The sequence below is a fragment of the Pseudaminobacter soli (ex Li et al. 2025) genome (assembly GCF_003012705.1).
Classification (GTDB): Bacteria; Pseudomonadota; Alphaproteobacteria; order Rhizobiales; family Rhizobiaceae; genus Pseudaminobacter; species Pseudaminobacter soli.
Genome location: NZ_PXYL01000019.1, coordinates 42149 through 58395, shown reverse-complemented (window position 1 = coordinate 58395; position 16247 = coordinate 42149). Strand labels below are relative to the sequence as shown.

17 protein-coding genes and 2 pseudogenes are annotated in these 16247 nt (G+C 60.6%); 8 read left to right on the top strand and 11 right to left on the bottom strand.

Annotation, left to right across the window (positions count from 1 at the left end; all coding sequences use genetic code 11):
* The 9 genes and pseudogenes from trbL to C7I85_RS31795 form a co-directional block, all read right to left on the bottom strand.
* Positions 1 to 1347 carry a P-type conjugative transfer protein TrbL gene (gene trbL / locus C7I85_RS25040; RefSeq protein ID WP_106726732.1) on the bottom strand — a complete coding sequence of 449 codons (1347 nt, stop codon included), beginning with the start codon at positions 1345 to 1347 and terminating at the stop codon, positions 1 to 3.
* A 1-nt stretch (position 1348) separates the two neighbouring features.
* On the bottom strand, positions 1349 to 1735 hold the full coding sequence (trbK-alt, locus tag C7I85_RS25035) for a putative entry exclusion protein TrbK-alt (protein ID WP_106726731.1): 387 nt from the start codon (positions 1733 to 1735) through the stop codon (positions 1349 to 1351).
* 422 nt (positions 1736 to 2157) lie between these two features.
* Positions 2158 to 2952, bottom strand: a pseudogene (locus C7I85_RS25030) (relaxase/mobilization nuclease domain-containing protein); the annotation flags it as partial.
* Between the two features lie 226 nt (positions 2953 to 3178).
* Positions 3179 to 3952, bottom strand: a complete 774-nt coding sequence (locus C7I85_RS25025; RefSeq protein WP_106726730.1) for a lytic transglycosylase domain-containing protein — start codon at positions 3950 to 3952, stop codon at positions 3179 to 3181.
* Positions 3953 to 3955: 3 nt separating this feature from the next.
* Entirely contained in the window at positions 3956 to 4303 is a 348-nt protein-coding gene (locus C7I85_RS25020) for a DUF736 domain-containing protein (protein ID WP_106726773.1), read from the bottom strand.
* Positions 4304 to 4371: 68 nt separating this feature from the next.
* Positions 4372 to 4917 carry a S26 family signal peptidase gene (locus C7I85_RS25015; protein WP_428832898.1) on the bottom strand — a complete coding sequence of 182 codons (546 nt, stop codon included), beginning with the start codon at positions 4915 to 4917 and terminating at the stop codon, positions 4372 to 4374.
* On the bottom strand, positions 4914 to 5426 hold the full coding sequence (locus C7I85_RS25010; protein ID WP_106726729.1) for a DUF2840 domain-containing protein: 513 nt from the start codon (positions 5424 to 5426) through the stop codon (positions 4914 to 4916). Before C7I85_RS25010 ends, C7I85_RS25015 begins: the two co-directional genes overlap by 4 nt.
* Positions 5427 to 5511: 85 nt before the next feature.
* Entirely contained in the window at positions 5512 to 6579 is a 1068-nt protein-coding gene (locus tag C7I85_RS25005) for a replication initiator protein A (RefSeq protein ID WP_181257366.1), read from the bottom strand.
* Between the two features lie 18 nt (positions 6580 to 6597).
* Positions 6598 to 6798 (bottom strand): annotated as a pseudogene (locus tag C7I85_RS31795) (helix-turn-helix transcriptional regulator); the annotation flags it as partial.
* 176 nt (positions 6799 to 6974) lie between these two features.
* On the opposite strand from C7I85_RS31795, the gene C7I85_RS24995 reads away from it, so the two are divergent.
* The 3 genes from C7I85_RS24995 to C7I85_RS24985 are packed head-to-tail and all read left to right on the top strand — an operon-like array spanning position 6975 to position 8891.
* On the top strand, positions 6975 to 7703 hold the full coding sequence (locus C7I85_RS24995) for a helix-turn-helix transcriptional regulator (protein WP_106726727.1): 729 nt from the start codon (positions 6975 to 6977) through the stop codon (positions 7701 to 7703).
* A 58-nt stretch (positions 7704 to 7761) separates the two neighbouring features.
* Positions 7762 to 8376 (top strand): acyl-homoserine-lactone synthase, encoded by a 615-nt coding sequence (locus C7I85_RS24990; protein ID WP_106726726.1) that lies wholly within the window; start codon positions 7762 to 7764, stop codon positions 8374 to 8376.
* Entirely contained in the window at positions 8376 to 8891 is a 516-nt protein-coding gene (locus C7I85_RS24985; protein ID WP_106726725.1) for a GNAT family N-acetyltransferase, read from the top strand. Before C7I85_RS24990 ends, C7I85_RS24985 begins: the two co-directional genes overlap by 1 nt.
* 127 nt (positions 8892 to 9018) lie before the next feature.
* Here C7I85_RS24985 and C7I85_RS24980 read toward each other — a convergent pair whose 3' ends face one another.
* Positions 9019 to 9951, bottom strand: a complete 933-nt coding sequence (locus C7I85_RS24980; protein WP_106726724.1) for an ArdC family protein — start codon at positions 9949 to 9951, stop codon at positions 9019 to 9021.
* A gap of 618 nt (positions 9952 to 10569) precedes the next feature.
* On the opposite strand from C7I85_RS24980, the gene C7I85_RS24975 reads away from it, so the two are divergent.
* From C7I85_RS24975 to C7I85_RS24955, 5 genes are all read left to right on the top strand, one after another.
* Positions 10570 to 10917 carry a hypothetical protein gene (locus tag C7I85_RS24975; protein ID WP_106726723.1) on the top strand — a complete coding sequence of 116 codons (348 nt, stop codon included), beginning with the start codon at positions 10570 to 10572 and terminating at the stop codon, positions 10915 to 10917.
* 23 nt (positions 10918 to 10940) lie between these two features.
* Positions 10941 to 11357 carry a phage holin family protein gene (locus C7I85_RS24970; RefSeq protein ID WP_106726722.1) on the top strand — a complete coding sequence of 139 codons (417 nt, stop codon included), beginning with the start codon at positions 10941 to 10943 and terminating at the stop codon, positions 11355 to 11357.
* Complete coding sequence (locus C7I85_RS24965; protein WP_106726721.1) at positions 11344 to 12285, top strand: DUF3618 domain-containing protein; 942 nt, start codon at positions 11344 to 11346, stop codon at positions 12283 to 12285. Before C7I85_RS24970 ends, C7I85_RS24965 begins: the two co-directional genes overlap by 14 nt.
* Before the next feature lie 68 nt (positions 12286 to 12353).
* Positions 12354 to 13304 carry a YihY/virulence factor BrkB family protein gene (locus C7I85_RS24960; protein ID WP_245445100.1) on the top strand — a complete coding sequence of 317 codons (951 nt, stop codon included), beginning with the start codon at positions 12354 to 12356 and terminating at the stop codon, positions 13302 to 13304.
* Positions 13305 to 13693: 389 nt separating this feature from the next.
* On the top strand, positions 13694 to 14338 hold the full coding sequence (locus C7I85_RS24955) for a hypothetical protein (RefSeq protein ID WP_106726719.1): 645 nt from the start codon (positions 13694 to 13696) through the stop codon (positions 14336 to 14338).
* Positions 14339 to 14817: 479 nt separating this feature from the next.
* On the opposite strand, the gene C7I85_RS24950 is transcribed toward C7I85_RS24955, so the two are convergent.
* Positions 14818 to 15930: an endo-1,4-beta-xylanase gene (locus C7I85_RS24950; RefSeq protein WP_106726718.1), complete on the bottom strand. Its 1113-nt coding sequence runs from the start codon at positions 15928 to 15930 to the stop codon at positions 14818 to 14820.
* Positions 15931 to 16247: the final 317 nt, after the last annotated feature.

The following is a 16247-nucleotide window of genomic DNA, read 5'->3' as shown; positions in this document are numbered from 1 at the left end:
TCAATTGCTTTCGGAGACATTGACGGAAGAGCCGCCGCCGTGGCTGTCGCCGGATTTTACGGCGTGAGCTGCGGCCTGGACGCCGTGGGTGAGTTGCTGCGAGCGTTTCATGCGCTTGGCCCAGGCTGGCGGGCCTGCTGCGGCGGGCGCCGAGGCGGATGGCGCGCTTTGAGTTGCTCCGCCGTCGCGCATTGTGCCGTCGGAGATCTCGGTCGCAGCGCGTGAACCCGCCTCGAAGCTGGACTTCAGGCTGTCGGCCGCGCTCATCGCGGCGCGCTTCAAGGGCGAGGTGGCTGCCCGCGCCCCGGTGCTCGCGACATTGCCGATGCCCGACGCAACGGCGGAAGCGCCGGACTGACCGGCAGCACCGAGGCTGTAGGCAGTGGACGCTCCACCCGCGACGGCCGCGCCGCCACGAGCGGCTGCGCCAGCGCCATTGGCCAGCGCCGCGCCGCCGGAGGCAACAGCACCGGCAGTTGCGGCACCGGCCGCGATCATGCCGCCGGCGGCAAGACCCGTGCCGACAGCGGCGCCGGCGCCAAGCTGCGGGCCGCCGGAGACGAGGCCATTCGCGATGCCGGGTCCGAAGATGCCGAGGCCGAGCAGGGAAAGCGCGGCGAGCACGATCGCCATGGCGTCATCGATGGTCGGCGTCTGGCCACCGAAACCTTGCGTGAACTCGGAAAACAAGGTCGAGCCGATGCCGATAATGACGGCGAGCACCAGCACCTTGATGCCGGAGGAGATGACATTGCCGAGCACGCGCTCGGCCATGAAGGCCGACTTGCCAAACAGGCCGAACGGGATCAGCACGAAGCCGGCGAGCGTCGCCAGCTTGAACTCGATCAGCGTGACGAAGAGCTGGACCGCCAGGATGAAGAAGGCGAGCAGGATCAGCGCCCAGGCGAACAAAAGACACGCGATCTGGATGAAATTTTCAAAGAAGGCGACCCAGCCCATGAGGTCGGTGATGGATTCGAGCAGCGGCCGTCCGGCATCGAGGCCGGTCTGCGCCACCTTGCCGGGACGCAAGAGATCCGTGACGGAGAAGCCTGTGCCAGAAGCTTTCAATCCGAGCCCTGCGAAGCTCTCGAAGACAATGCGGGCGAGATGGTTCCAGTTGGAGATCAGATAGGCGAAGACGCCGACGAACAACGTTTTCTTCACGAGGCGGGCGATGATGTCGTCATCGGCGCCCCAGCTCCAGAACAGGGCGGCCAGCGTCACATCGATGACGATGAGCGACGTGGCGATGAACGCGACGTCCCCGCTGAGCAGGCCAAAGCCTGAATCGATGTAGCGGGTGAAGACGCCCAGGAAATTGTCGATGACGCCGGTGCCGCCCATGTCAGTGCGACCCCGGACGCGCGGGCTCTGGCTGCATGACCGGAGCGGTTTCCTTGTTGACCGGGACCGGCTCGGGCGCCGGCTCGAACCACGCGGACGGGGTCGCATTCGGTGCTCTCGTCGTCTGCAGCGCTTCCGCGTTCTGGCGCAGGAAGCGGTCGCGGTTGGCAGCCCAGACCTTGAGGCAGGCAGCGTCACCGGTCGCAGCCTCGCCCATATCCCGACACCGACGGAGCAGGTGCTGCAGAGGATCGGCATCGCCGTCCCGCCTGAGACTCAGCGTGTGAACCTCCGGCCCCTCCTTCCGGGTCAGCTCGATGACGGTAGCGGTGATGGCGACGCCCACAAAGATGATGGTGACGAGCCGCGCGAGCATTTTGCCGTCCATGGCGATCGTCCCGTTCAGTTTCGGTTGTTGAACATCCGGGCGCTGCCGGGCTGATAGCCCGCGCCCGGCGTCAGGAAGCGGCGGCGCAGCTCACGGCCCTGTTCGGCCGCGGCCGCGCGCTCGGCTTCGGTCAGCATCTGCGCCCGGCCGTTCGCCGCGACGACGGCGGTGAGATCGGCGAGCTGCTGGGCCTGAAGCGCGAGGAGCTGGTTGCTCGCCTGCGTGGCCTGCAACGCGCCGGCCGCGCCCTGGCTCTGTCCGACAAGTGCCGACATCTGCGCGCGATTGGTGTCGATGTTGCCGACGACGCCGGCTTGCACGCGCATGGCGTCCTGCAGGCCGCCGACCGTGTTCTGCCAGCGCGATCGAGCGTCGGTGACGAGCTGCCGGTCGCTCGCCGACATCGAGACGGTCGCATATTTGATGCCAGCTTCGCGCCCGTCGCGAACGAGCTGGCGATCGAGCTGCGTGAAGCGCTCGGCATCGACCTGACGTTCCAGGCTGCGCCGGATGTCGAGATCGGTGCGCGGTCCTAATTCCTGCGTGATGAGGTCGCGTGCTCGATCGCGCATCCCCTCCTTGATGTAGTCGCGCGAGATGACGAGGTCCTGCCCGTCGTCGCGAACGCCGCGCACGATCAGGTGGACATGGGGATGCTCGGTGTTCCAGTGATCGACGGCCACCCAATCGAGCCGGGTGTCGAGATCCTTTTCCATCTGGGTGACAAGATCGCTGGCAAAGGATCTGAGGTCGGACATGTCGACGGCATCGTCGGGAGAGACGATGAACCGGAAATGGTGGCGATCGTCCTGGCACCGCTCGACGAAGGCCTTCGGGTCGACGTCGTCACCGCCAGGTCCGAACAGATGGGCTTTCTGTCCGTCACGGGTCACGCCCTCGCGGCGCAGGTAGTTGAGATGGGTGGCAAGCGGCGCCGAGCGTGCCATCTGACGCACGACGCGCGCCTTGATCACAGCGCCTCGCGAGCGGGCGGTGAGCAGCCGGTTCGCCTGGATGCTCGCGCGCTGGCCGCGCCCGAAGCGAGAGCGGTTGCCAGACACGATGCGGCCGGAGCGCGAGACGCCAGCGCCGGCCTTCTTCGCCGCTGCAAGGGCCTGCGCGATGAAGGGACGCGCGGCCTGGGCGCGCGTCGAACGGATGCGGCCTGGCCGGATGCGGAAATCGTTGTCGCCGGTCACGGCCGATGCCCCGCACATCGCGCCAAGTGTCGGAAACCTATGAGAAACCGGCATTGCCGCGAGGTGCGAGGAATTCCCGCACATCGCGAAATCGCCTCATAACCTATTGAAACAACACGACCGACCGACGCCGCACCTCGCGGCCTTTTATCCTGCCTTCCTTCGGTCGTGTTGCCTGCCTCCCACCTCAGCGCCCCCTTGGATGCGCTGGTGTGCGATTTCCTGCGAACGCCGCCGTGCGCCGTCATCGCGGTTCCCCGGCTGTCGCGCGCGCCACGAACAAGCCGTCCGACTGCGGCGCGATCGCGGAGACATCACGCACGGTGGTCACAGCCAGGGCGTCATTCGCAGGTCGTTCGGCCGGCATCGAAGCGGCGGCTGAAGTGATGCTAGGCTCCGCGATAAACAGCGGCGCCCGTGTCCAGGCCGATCGGTGGACGTCGGCGACAATGGCGGGGTTCGTGCTCGCGGAACCGTCGATGACCGGAGCGAGCAGGGCGACATAGGCGCGCGTCTCGGCAGGCAGACGGCGGCCGACGAGAGACTCCTCGTAGCGAGCGGGGCCGGCATTGTAGGCCGCCAGGAAACCCGGAGAACCGTAACGATTGTGAAGTTCGCGGAGATAGGCTGTGCCCGCCAGGATGTTGTCACGCGGATCGTAGGGATCCTGGCCGAGGCCATGCCGAGCGCGCAAGTCGGCCCAGGTCGTAGGCATGATTTGCAGCAGGCCCATCGCCCCGGCAGAGGAAACCGCGCGCGGCTCTCCTGCGCTTTCGGCGCGCATTACCGCCCTGATCCATGCGATCGGAACGCCGAAGCGCCGCGATGCCTCCACAATGTGATCGGCGTAGGGATCGCGTAGCGGCGGTCGCACGCTGGGTGTGTCCTGCGCCATCGTGATTGCCGGCATGACGCTCGCGATGGAGAGGCCGGAAAGGAGAAGGAGAACTGTGCACCGAGCCGCGCAGCGCAGCCCGGACGCACACAGACGGCTCGTCCATTGGCGGCGAGCAGCCATAGCTTATTCCTTCTCGCTGCGATCGCGCGAACGCGACCAGTGCGGCGACCAGGCGTTGCCGGCATCGTCGCTGCGGAACAGGTTGGCGCGGATCGGATGCGGCAACGCCGGATCGTCGATCAGCAGCGCGAGGTATTCGCCCGCGCGTTCTCCGGTGCGTTTCCAGCCGGCGCCGATCTCGGGGCCGTTCTCGCCGCTACTGTCGTCGCGTGCATGAACACGGTAGTCCGGCGCGTTCTCCGCATCGGACGGGTCGGCCGGAACTACCGCGATGTCGCGGAACAGCGTGAGCGTCTCGATGCGTCCGACGAAGCCCGATTGCTCGCGCGTGAATTGGCCGATCTGCGGCATGACTGTCTCCGTGGCGGTGGTGTTTGGAAAACCATCGGCGGACACCGCTCCCGCCGATGGGAGAGCGGTCAGCGTGTCCGCGCCCGGCATTCGAAGCGACCATTTCCGTTTTCATCGGTCCACAGCGGGACCGCGCGGCCGACGATCTGGTCGGTGGCCGTCAGGCCGAAGTAGCGGCCGTCGAGGCTATCGCGGACCTGCCAGTTCATCAGGAAGACTTCGCCGGTCGGAATACGGCGGCAGCCCTGCCACACAGGCAGATCGCGGCCGGTGCGATCACGCTCGAGCGCCGCGCCGACGCCGACGCCATCGACCGAGATGGCGAGGTTCGTGCGGCAGACAGTCTGTCCGGAGACGGCGAGGATGCGCTTCATCAGCGGCACCCCTTTCGGCAGATAGCCGCGCTCCGCGAGAAACGTCGCGATCGGCTCGGGAGCATCGACGGCGACAAGATCGGCAACCTCGAACGGACCGTCGAAATCGATCATATAGAGGCCGACCGGTGCACTGGCCGAGGCATTCCAGATGAACTTGATCGGCATTGGCGTGAGCGCCGAATAGGCGGCGCCCAACGTTACGAATGCTGTCGCGAGAACTTGAGCCTGGCTCCTCACGGATCTGCCCTCCGGCGCAAAAGGAAGGCACGATGCTGATCGAGCGTATAGGCGCGAGGCTCGTGGCCCGCGCTGATGCGATTGTGGATGTGTCGCCAGTGATCGGTCGACACCGCCACAGGATCAATGCCGAGGCCCTCGATGCCGTCGATCGCCTGTAGGACACGCTCGACCTTTGGCCAGCTTGCAACCTTCAGCAAGATCTCGCCGCCGGGGCGCACGAAGGGCAAGGTCTGATAGGGCTCGCCACGCGCGACGGCGCGCACGATATCGATACGCGAGACGATCGTTCCGAAGTCGTTCGAGGTCCAGCGAACGAAGGCGAAGACCGCGCCGGGAGGAAACGAGAGAGTGCGCCGGTGTCTGTCCAGAATCTGAACGTGCGCCGCCGTCCCGAAGCGGAGCCAGTGTTCAATCTTTTTTTCAACCCAGGTCAATTCAACATGGGTTAGATCGTTGGGGCGGGATGCAGCCGTCCGACCTGCATCTGATGTGGTTCCGCGGGTCATGCTGAATCTCCGTCTCTAACGCTGAATTCGTGGGCGCCGAGGAAGCGCCGAGACAGCAAAGTGGTACGACTACGGAGTGCACCGATCACGACGGGTCTCCCGAACAGACCGAACGGTTTGACGGAGGGCGCTCTGCCTCGTCATCCCCAGCATGCGTCGCGCTAACGGAGTTAGTTTTTATGTTAGACTCTAAGTTACAGGCGCGAATTTGCCTTTGGACAGCGAGGCTTAAGGGCCATTTGGGTTCCTGATGGCACGTGTGTGCGGTTCCCGATGGCACGATAGTTCCGGTTCCCGATAGCACGAGAGTTTCCACAGCCGGTCCATCGGTTCGGCGCGGCTCGAATGCGAGGAAAATTCGGCCAAAAATATCGATTTCAACGAAAAGGTCGTAGCCTGGCAGTGGCTGACGACGGACGATCTCGCGCACTTCGAAGGCGAAGCGCTTGAAGGGTGACAGGCTCCCGGACTTCTTGTGGAGATGGCGTAGGTCGAATCTCCAACCGTCACGTTGCTTACCGCCATGCTTTCGAACGATGCGGTACAACCAACGCTCGATGCCGCCGGTGAGATCGAAATAGGCGCGGTCAATTGTCAGGACCAAGGCGTCGTCGAGTACGGCGCTGTAGAACCAGGCAGGCAGGATCAATTCCACGCCCTGGGGACGTCCATTGCTGTCACTTCGTTCTTGCCATTCATTAATCCAGGAAAAGCGATGACGACGGCCCTCTGCCTTCTGGCGGATAGACGTCACCACCGTTGTCGACTGGAGACGATCGAAAGAGGCCTTGAGGCGCTGGTAGTCACGCAGAGAGACACCACGACCGATGAAGGTGAGGATCTCGTAAGGGGTTGAAGCGATCAGTCGGGAAGTCCGCAATCCTGCATCGCGCGCTTCGACAATCTGGCTCGCGGCCCAGATCAGAATATCGGCATCCCAAATGGTTGCCATGCCGTACTCTGGCACTGCCTCGACGCGGATCATCACATCGCCGGCGCGGAAGTCTATCGGCGCGGTGCGTTTTGACTTCGCGAGGGAGAAGAACGGGTAGGCCATGAGGTCCTGAGCGTCGCGCGGGGAGAATTCTCCAGGGAGTGCGCGGAACAGATCCAGCTGTTCGCGCTCCGGAGATGGGTGATTGCGTTTCGACAAGGGTGCTCTGCTGTCCGATCAGCGCAGGGAGTGATCGGTCTCGACGACTGGCGATCTGTCATGACGTTTTGCTGGCAACACAGTGCCGCGAGGGTCCGAGGTTGAGGTGACAGCGCCACGAGCGGTCCAGGCCTGCAGGTCTTCAATGGAGTAAACGACGCGTCCCCCGAGTTTCCGATAGGCGGGACCGGTGCCGTAGGTGCGGTGTTTCGAGAGCGAATAAATCAACACCTTGAAACGGCAATCGTGCGGCTTGATTTGCTTCTCGAAGGCAAATGGAATGCGACATATAGTTAACAATCGGCACCCAAGATGTTGATGTGCCTTGATATTGTGCACTAGGCTACTTCGAACCAGATGAGAGGTGGCGTGATGGACTGCGTCTTGGCGCTGCGATGAACATTCATGCGGTCTCAAGATTTCTCGGATCTCTCGACGATATTGCTGCCGCAGCTGCGCCATTTGAGATTTTGGAAGAACTTTCCAAGGTCCTCCGAACATTCGGCCTACGTCATCTTCTGATTACGGGATTACCTTCGCCATCAAAGGGGCCTTGGCAGCAGGAAATCCTTTATGATGGTTGGCCCCAGGAATGGATTGAGCATTACTCAGCCAGCGAACATTTCTTCCATGACCCCTGTGCCCTGCACAGCCGGTACGCCGGCGAACCGTTTCTATGGAGCGAGTTGTCCCGCGATCTCATGACAGCCAGACAATTGCGCGTGATGGATGAAGCCACAGAGTTCGGGCTGAGGGACGGCTTATGTGTCCCCGTCCATTTACCTTTGCGCGGCCCTTCGGTCATCACCGTTGCAGGAGAACGGATCGAGATCAGTGAAGAGGATCTGCCAACCGTAGAAATGGTGTGCGTGCAGGCTTTCAGGGCGCTGCGGCGAATACATTTGGGAGACAATGAATCTCACCACCATACACTGACCGATCGAGAGCGCGAGGTGTTGACATGGGTCGCCGCAGGCAAAGCCGCTGAAGACGTTGCATGTATCTTAGGCATTTCGAGGTTCACCGTTGAACGTCACCTCGCCAATGTTCGGGAAAAATATGACGCCGCAAATACTGTTCAAGCGGTGGTGGAAGCAGTGCGGCGAGGGGAAATTCGTCCCTGACAATCCCAAGAAACCGGTATGGATCGACTTTTAGTTCTTGGGTATGCGTCGAAGTGCCATGTTCAAGGTTCACATCGTAGATTGGTCAAACCGTCGAGCGTATCAGAGGCATCTCGAGAACTATTTTCGCGTTCGATATGAAATCTACGTCGATGGTCGCAAATGGCGTCAGCTCGAAAGGCCGATTCCTTTGGAGATTGACGCATTCGACACCAAGCATTCGGTCTACCTGCTCGGCATTGACGAAGATGGCAATATAGCCGGGGGTTCGCGTCTGGTCCCGACACTGAGACCGCATGTGCTCTCGGAAGTTTTTCCTACGCTTGCCGGAAACGAGCCACCCAGAGGAGCGGATGTCTATGAATGGACGAGGTTCTTCATTGCGCCGTCCTTGCGGAGATCTGGGGGATCCTCGCGGGCAGCAGGCCTCGTGCTGTGCGGGCTTTTGGAGGCCTGCCTGAAGCTGGGCATAGGCAGGATCAGCGTCGTCTGCGAGGCCTTCTGGCCAGAGCGATTGGAGCAACTGGGCTGGCACGTGACGCGTTTGGGGCGGGTGCTCAATCATCCCGATGGCGATATACTTGCCATGCTCATCCAAGTTGATGAAAAAACCCTGGAATCCACGCGCGTCGCCTACTGCCTGGACGATGCCAGTGTTATCGTCGGCGGCTGATGCAAGTCACGCTCAGATCGATAGCAATCTCTGAAATTCCGACATTGGCTGGAACCGATCTGTTTGAAAGCGACGAGAACTTTGCTGGCGGAAGCTTATTGGCGATTTTCAACAGGCTGAGAAGCAGGCCCGATCTAGAGGCTCATCATCCATTTGTGGTCATGGACGAACGCCAAGCCGTGGGATTTTTCATGCTACGCGAGGGGACAGCACTGCCCCAATGGGCTCATCCGCGCGCGATCAGCCTGCACAATTTCCGCATCAATAAGCAGAGCCGAGGAAGAGGATATGGGGTCGCGGGGCTGGTTCTTGCGTCTCAATGGATCGCAGTTCATCGGTTTGAGATCGTCAAATTAATGCTCAGCATTAATGTTGAAAATGCAAGCGCTTATCGACTTTATCTCCGATGCGGGTTTAAGGAAGTTGGACTCTCTTTCGAGGGGCGGCTTGGAATAGAAACCGTTCTTTCGTGCGGTGTATCCGAACTGGCTGCGAAGCACGTACCTGGCCAGTAGTCGAAGCACGCCAGGGCATTTGCCAAAAGACAGGCTGGTATCTTTCGAAAGAGGAGGCAATTGGCTGCACAGCCGCAGCGGCGATTGTTCCGGAAGCGGGCTGTCAACTGATCGCACTGAGGGGCGCCTATGTGGCGCCCGAGACATTGTGCTGCTGAACCCTGACCTGCTTGGCGTGCATCCAGTCGGCGATCTGCCGTGCCTTGCTTGCCGCGGTGAAGATGGCGCGCTTGTCGGAGCGTAGCACTTCGAGCCACGAGGCGATGTAGCGGGCATGGTCGGGGCGCGGCTCGACGCTGAGGTTGAGATCGGCACAGATCATGGCGCTGAGAAGTTCGACCGTGCATTCTTCCATGGCGTAGGCAGCCGAGCCGAACCGTCCGGAGAGATCGCGGTCGAGGCGATGCTTGGCGCCGGAAGCGTGACCGCATTCGTGGAGTAGTACCGCGTAGTAGGCGATCGCATCCCGAAAGCAAGCGAAATCCGGCATTTGCACATAGTCCTTGGAGGGAATGTAAAAGGCCTGCGATCCACCGTGGCGAAAGTCGATGTCTAGCGCCGCGCAGAAGTGTTCGGCATGCTCGATCCGCTCGACCTCGGGAAGCACCGCCATTTCCGGCGGCGTGTAGCCGTCAACCTGGGCGCAGTTGAAGACGGTGTAACCGCGGGCGAATAGACGCTGAGCGGGCTCGTCGTAATCGTTGTCGCCATCCTGACGCTCCACCTCACCGTTGCGATCGCTGATCTTCCAGAATACGACCAGATGGCCGCGCTCGCCCTTGCGGACTTGGGCGCCGAGCTCCTGCCATTGTCGATAGGTGCCCCAGATGCCAGCGGCATAACCGGATGCCTGCGCCGCAGCCCAGAGCGAAAGGATGTTGACGCCGCGATAGGCCTTGCGCGAGGCGATATTGACGGGTTTGGTGATGGGCGATCCGTCGTGATGCCAGGGCATCCGGTACTCGCTGGCGCCGGCCTCGATGGCGGCGATGATCTGGTTGGTGACGCGCTCGTAGATATCGTTGACGATCTGGGTCTGGCAGTTGCGATCGGTGGTCATGAGTGCCTCCTGTGCTCGCCCTCTCCGTCGAGGGCGTAGCGGCAGGGGGCAGACGCTGCGAACCGGTCCGTCACACCCTGTTCACGGTTACTGGTGCGGAACAGGGTTGACGGGCCGGCAGCGTCTGCCACAACCGAGCCCCTGCCTCGACGAGCGAGCACAGGAGATGCCGGCCATGACTGATGGCGGCAGGACCGGCTGGCGGTGGGGATATTGCGTGGCTCTCAGCCAGCGCCGTTTAGCTGCGAGCGCCGCAGAGGAACGATCCTGGCCTCGCGTTCGGTTGAGTGCTTTTTGCAGCCCGTCGACTACGGCACTACGCGCTCACGGACACACCACCCATTTCTCTGGCCTCTGCAGAGCGTGATGTCGTGGGCTTTCTGATGTTTCGCGAGGGAGCGGCGTCGTCGGTTTGGGCGAACCAGACGCGATCAGCCTTGATAATTTCCGTATGAGCAGAAACGCCCTGGTAGGGGAGAGGGATTTCCGCGGTCCTTACCGCTCGCTGGAGAACTCTCCATCGTACACGCGCCCGAGCAGCGCTTCGCCGCCAAGAGCGATGCGGAACTTTAGCATGGAAAGACAGTTAGGTTCGGTTGGCGAGACAAGGGTGGCGACATGGGCGAGATCCAGGACATCAAGGAACAGACCTTACGAAGCGCGGAGCAGCAAAAGGATGCCGGTGCAGACCGGATCGGCGGTGTCGCCGAGGTGGTGCATGGCGTCGCTCGCGAATTGGAAGGAGAGTTTCCGATCGGAGCTTCCTACGTTCACCAGGCGGCCTCACAGCTCGAAGCCGGCGCGACGAAGCTGCGCGAGAGCCGGATCGAGGACCTGATCAAGGGGGTTGGCAATATCGCGCGAACACAGCCTGCCGTCTTTTTCGGCGGGGCGATGCTGGCGGGCGTGCTCCTGTCACGCTTCCTGAAAAGCTCGTCGGATAATCGCGACCCCAGCTCGCGTTGAAAACTCGCGTTGAGACGAAGGCAATGGCACACGCACACTACGGACGCACGATCCCGGATATCTTCGCAGACGTCGTTTCTCTGGCTGCGACCCTGCTGCGCAACGAAAGCCAGCTAGCCCGCACCGAGATTTCGGAAAACATCGGCCGTGTCGGCGCCGGCGTCGGTCTGCTGACAGGCGGCGCGGTTCTGCTCATTCCGGGGCTGGTCATCCTGCTGCAGGCTGCGGTCGATTGGTTGAGCAGAAGCTACGGCCTCGCCGCCGGGTGGTCTGCTCTGATTGTGGGCGGCATCGCGGCCGTGATCGGACTGATCCTTCTTCTGGTAGGCGTGAACCGCCTCAGGGTCAGGACCATGGTGCCCGATCGTACCATCCGCCAGATTCGACAGGATGCAAATGTGGCACAAGATCAGATGAGGCGTCAGGATGCCAACCGTTAGCCAGCTCGAGCGGGACGCAGATCGCACACGCTCTCAACTCGTCGATGCGCTGGACGAATTCCGCGCGAACCTATCTCCAGGACTGGTGCTGGACCAGCTCACCGAATATGCGGGCGACGGCGATGTCGGAGAATTCTATCGCAGGCTGCGGTACCAGATGGCGCGACATCCCGTGCCCATGGTGCTGGTGGGAGCGGGCATTGCGTGGATGATGGTTTCTGGCACTCTGGGCGGTTCCCGCGACAGGGGGCGTACGTGGCGAGAGGTGCCCGGCCGCCGTGCGATGGCCGAGAAGGCAGGAGACGCTGCGGACAAAATTGGCGAGGCGGGCTCGGCAGCATCGGATGTGATTGGTCGGCTCGGCGAGCTTACTCGTGAAAGTGCGGGATCGTCGGCCGACGCCATGCGGCAGGGCGCAAATCGCGCTCGCGACAGCCTCGGAGCGGCCGCAGGCTCCGCAAGCGATGCCGTTGTCAGGGCGGCCGACTCGGCGAGCGACGCCGCAGGTAAGGCCGCCGCGTTTGCGAGCGACGCCGCAGGCAGGGTGGCAGACACCGCAGGCAATGCCGCCGCTTCCGCATACGGCACGATCGCGGGCACAACAAGTCGAACCGCGACCGCTGTCGGCGAGTCCGCGCGGCATATCAGCCAAAATGCTGCTTCGAGCGCGAAGAGCTTTGTCGACTTCTGCCGCAGCGAACCCCTGGTATTGGGGAGCATGGGCGTGGCGATCGGTGCCGCGCTCGGGGCGCTCATGCCGCCCACACAGACTGAAGACTATTTGATGGGCGAAAAAAGCGATCGCCTGAAGGAAAATCTTGCCGAAATGACAGGATCTACCGAAGCGCCAACGAAGAGCGGCAAGCTGTCAGAAAGCAGGGACGGCAAGTCGGCCCCGAGAAAGAAACGCAGCCACGCAGATAGATGAACGACAGCTCCAGCCACCGAGCTTTGACCGAACCGCCTGGGCGGACAGTACTGTGGACCTCCGGATTGGTGCTGGCGCTTTTATTGCTCGGTTTCCAGCTGGCGCGGCCCTCGGCTCAACGTGGCGACCGTGCGACCTTGAACAGCGCCGGAGAGAGCAGGGCTGGACTTGCCGGGACGAGCCCGGCTCCTGGATGGATTGACGTGCTGCGGCGCGCCGGGCGCGACGTGTCGCGCCATCGGGTGCTCGCCAATGCCGCCGGCGTCGCCTTCTACGCGATCCTCGCGATCTTTCCGGCCCTGGCCGCTCTGGTTGCGATCTACGGGCTCTTTGCCGATCCACGGACGATAGGAAATCAGCTTGCTCTGGTTGCGGGCGTGTTCCCGCAAGGTGCCATCGATGTGATGACGGATCAGTTGACGCGCGTGGCGTCGCAGGGCAACAGCGCCCTTGGGTTCGCGTTCGCCGTGGGGGTGCTGGTCTCACTGTGGAGCGCGAACGCCGGGGTCAAGGCGCTGTTCGATGCGCTCAACGTGGTCTACGGCCAGCAGGAGAAACGAAGCATCCTCCGGTTTAACGCGATCTCCCTGGTTTTCACGTTTGGCGCCATCTGCGTCGTTCTGTTAGCTTTGTTCGCGGTGGCGGTGGTGCCGCTGATCCTTGCTTTCGTCGGGTTGAGCGGTGTTGCGGACGCCCTGCTGCGGATCGCCAGATGGCCGCTGCTGCTGGTTGTGATCGCATTCGGTCTAACGCTTCTTTATCGCTATGGGCCCAGCCGTGGCGACGGTCATGTCCGTTCGCTGACCTGGGGGAGCGGCTTTGCGGCCGTGGCCTGGCTGGCGGTTTCCATGGTGTTCTCCTGGTACGCGGCGAACTTCGGCCACTACAATCAGACCTACGGCTCTCTTGGGGCAATCATCGGCTTCATGGTGTGGATCTGGCTATCGGCGACCGTTATTTTGATCGGCGGCGAACTCGACGCAGCATTCGAAAGTCATCTTAGGAAAGACAAGAGCTAACCGCGGCCTGCGGATGGCGAACTCTGCGGCCGGGATCTTCATATGACGAAGGGCACATGAATATCTATTCCATTTCCACGTCTGCCTTCGCCAGCAATACGTCTTTTCGCTGAGCAACATGCGGACTTTCCTGACACGACTTAACCGGTAGGTTGCCGCTACTTTGCACTCCTTAGCGTTCTTTTCGTTGAAATCTTCGCCCAATCTTTGCCCGCCTCGATTCGTCGCGGCGGGCATTTTTTTCCTGGTGCGCGCGGCTAGGGTTTACCTTGCCTGTTGCGTTTCGCGGACCCTCGGTCATTGCTCTTCGCGGAGCTGGGGCCCGATACATACAGTGTTAACTATTCGGCGCTACAGGAAATGCTGGGTTGTTGTATGGGGAGGCTTGCATGGTTGCCATAAGCGCCGTTTCATCATCCGCCGTCACGGCGTTGAAGCTGATTAGCGCGCCAAAGTCGAATGACGCCGTGACATCGAAGACCGTCTCCGCCATCAATCCGATTTCCGCCCGGTCCCTCTCTCCGAGCGTGTCGGACGCGCTCTTGAAGATTGCTGAAATCATCAACGGGCAGAAATCGAGCGCCCCCGCCGCCAGTGACCGTTACTTGCGCGGGCCGCTTACGAAGCTTACTGATCTTCCTGCCGCCGATGCTGAGAAGTTGCGGGCGCTAGGGGCGGACGCCGCCGTCAAGGTCACGGCACCCGACATCAGTGATGATGCTTTCCGTGCAATGATGCTCGAATACGGCAAGCAGCATTGGACCGGATTGGAAGGCTTCAGCGAAGCCCTTGCCAACGGCACCTTGAAAATTCAGCGCGCCAGCGACGTGCCGGAACTTGGTCTAAGTCATGTCCAGTATGATCTTTACAAAGACGGCAACATGGTCGGCGGGGCGTTCTTCGGTAGCGGCAATTTCAACAAAGACCTGTATTTGCAAATTCAGGCGCAAGGCATCCGGCAGGCCACCGGCTCAATCAACGGCTATGACTACTATGTCACGTGGCCGGATGCCACCTTGGCGAAAGCCGCTTGATCTCGACCGATTGCAATTAATTGCACGGAAGCGAACCGTAAACGGGGGGCAAGACACCCCCGTCTAGGTTTGTCACTTACTGCTCTTTCCCGATGTAAAAGCTGTGCGCTTGCGTCCCACTCTTGGCGACACGTGACGAGCAATTCGTCACTACACCATCAGCTTGCTTTACCTTGTACCTTCCAAAGGATTGAACTCGGATGCACAGGCTCAACTCCGCGGCCGTTCATAATGAGATAGCGTGATAGGCAGTTATTCTGACGTTCGCACCTGAAAGCTGCTGGTCCACTTTCCCCATCGCAGACGTTTGAGGGTGCCAAATAGCACTGATAAGTAGTGCCAAATAGTGATGCACACATTGAGCTGGCCGAAATGGTAATCCAGTTTGCCGGCTAGGTCGATTTCTCCGCGGCCTTCCAAAAGGTCGGCGGCCTCAATCGCCGAGTTCGGCCATCGGCTCAGAACGCGGATCGATGTTGTCAGCTTGCCAACGAACTAGCGATAGCCGCGTACATCCGCTTCGGTGTAAGCATGGCGTCGAGCGGGAGGCCCCTGTTCAAACCAGGGCCACCTCCGTCTTTCCACATTCCTTTGTAGGTCGCCAGTTCTTCTTCCGTCACTTGTAGCCAAGAGTATCTGTCGGTAAGTCCCCATGTGGTGACCCCTTTGACGACGGGGCAATCTAGCGCCACTTCCAGATATCGGCGCGTTTCGTCAGCTACTGCAACGTCTCGCCGCTCGGCTGATATAGAATAGTCAGCTTCCTTGACGTCAAGTTCAGTAATGACGACTGCCAAGCCCAGGCCTTTGATTTCATGTAGAAAATCTCTAATTCCCTTCGCAGATACCATCCCCTTGCGTAGGTCAAGATGTGCCTGCAGCCCTACACCGTCGAGCGGTACGTTCTTCGATTTCAAGTACTCCAACAGCTTCAGGAAAAGGTATCTGCGGTCACGTTCGACCGGGTTGTCGTATTCGAGCCCATACTCATTGATCATGAGTTTTCCCTCTGGAGCGAATATCCGGGCTTCGTCCAGGGCGCGTTCAATATAATCTCGACCGAAGGCGCGAAGGAACGCATTGTCTCTTAGACCGTCGTCTCGATCTCCCGTTTCAATCGGTTCGTTCACGACATCCCAATGCTGAATGATATCGCTATAGCGCGGCATCACAGAGGCAAAGTAGTTCCGAACGGGTTGCCAATCCGGACCGTCGCGAAGCATCGCTTCCGCCCATAGCGGTACGCTCCCGTGCCAAAGCAGCGCATGGCCGTAAGTCTTCAGTCCATTGGCTCGTGCCAACTCAGCGATTTCGTCCATGGCAGCCATCTCGAGCCTGCCCTTTGAGGGCTCGACTTCGCCCCACTTCAGGCTGACTTCAGGTGTCAAGCTTGAGCATTCATTGATGATGGCGCTCTTAAAAGAAGAGTCCAACCTGAGCTTGTCTGCTGCGACGGCGGCCCCGAAGAACATACCTCGTTGCTCGGCAAGCACCTTGAGCGACGGAGCGGCTTTGGTCCGAGTTGAAAAAGCTGAGGTCGCGAAGCCTACTGCCCCTGCGATAACCGCCCGACGGGTAAAATGTCTTTCCATGAAAGAAACAACGTCGCCCGAACGTTTCACTCAAAAGAAATGTGAGCACATCGGTGTTGAATCAAGTGCGACTAGCTGAGAAGGAAAGGAGAGATAAGAAATAACGATATCAACGAGTCATTCTTGAGGTAATTTAGTCATAAGTAATTTTGGTGTAATCGTCGCCAAATATAAGCCATATGGATGAGGGAAATTTTTTGATGAAATATTGAAAACTTCCTTTCCATTCCCATTTTTGCGTCTAAGCAAATAAAAAATCTCCCGAACCAAATTCAGATTTCACTCAGTATGCGTCGCAGTTAATCAAAGGACAAAAG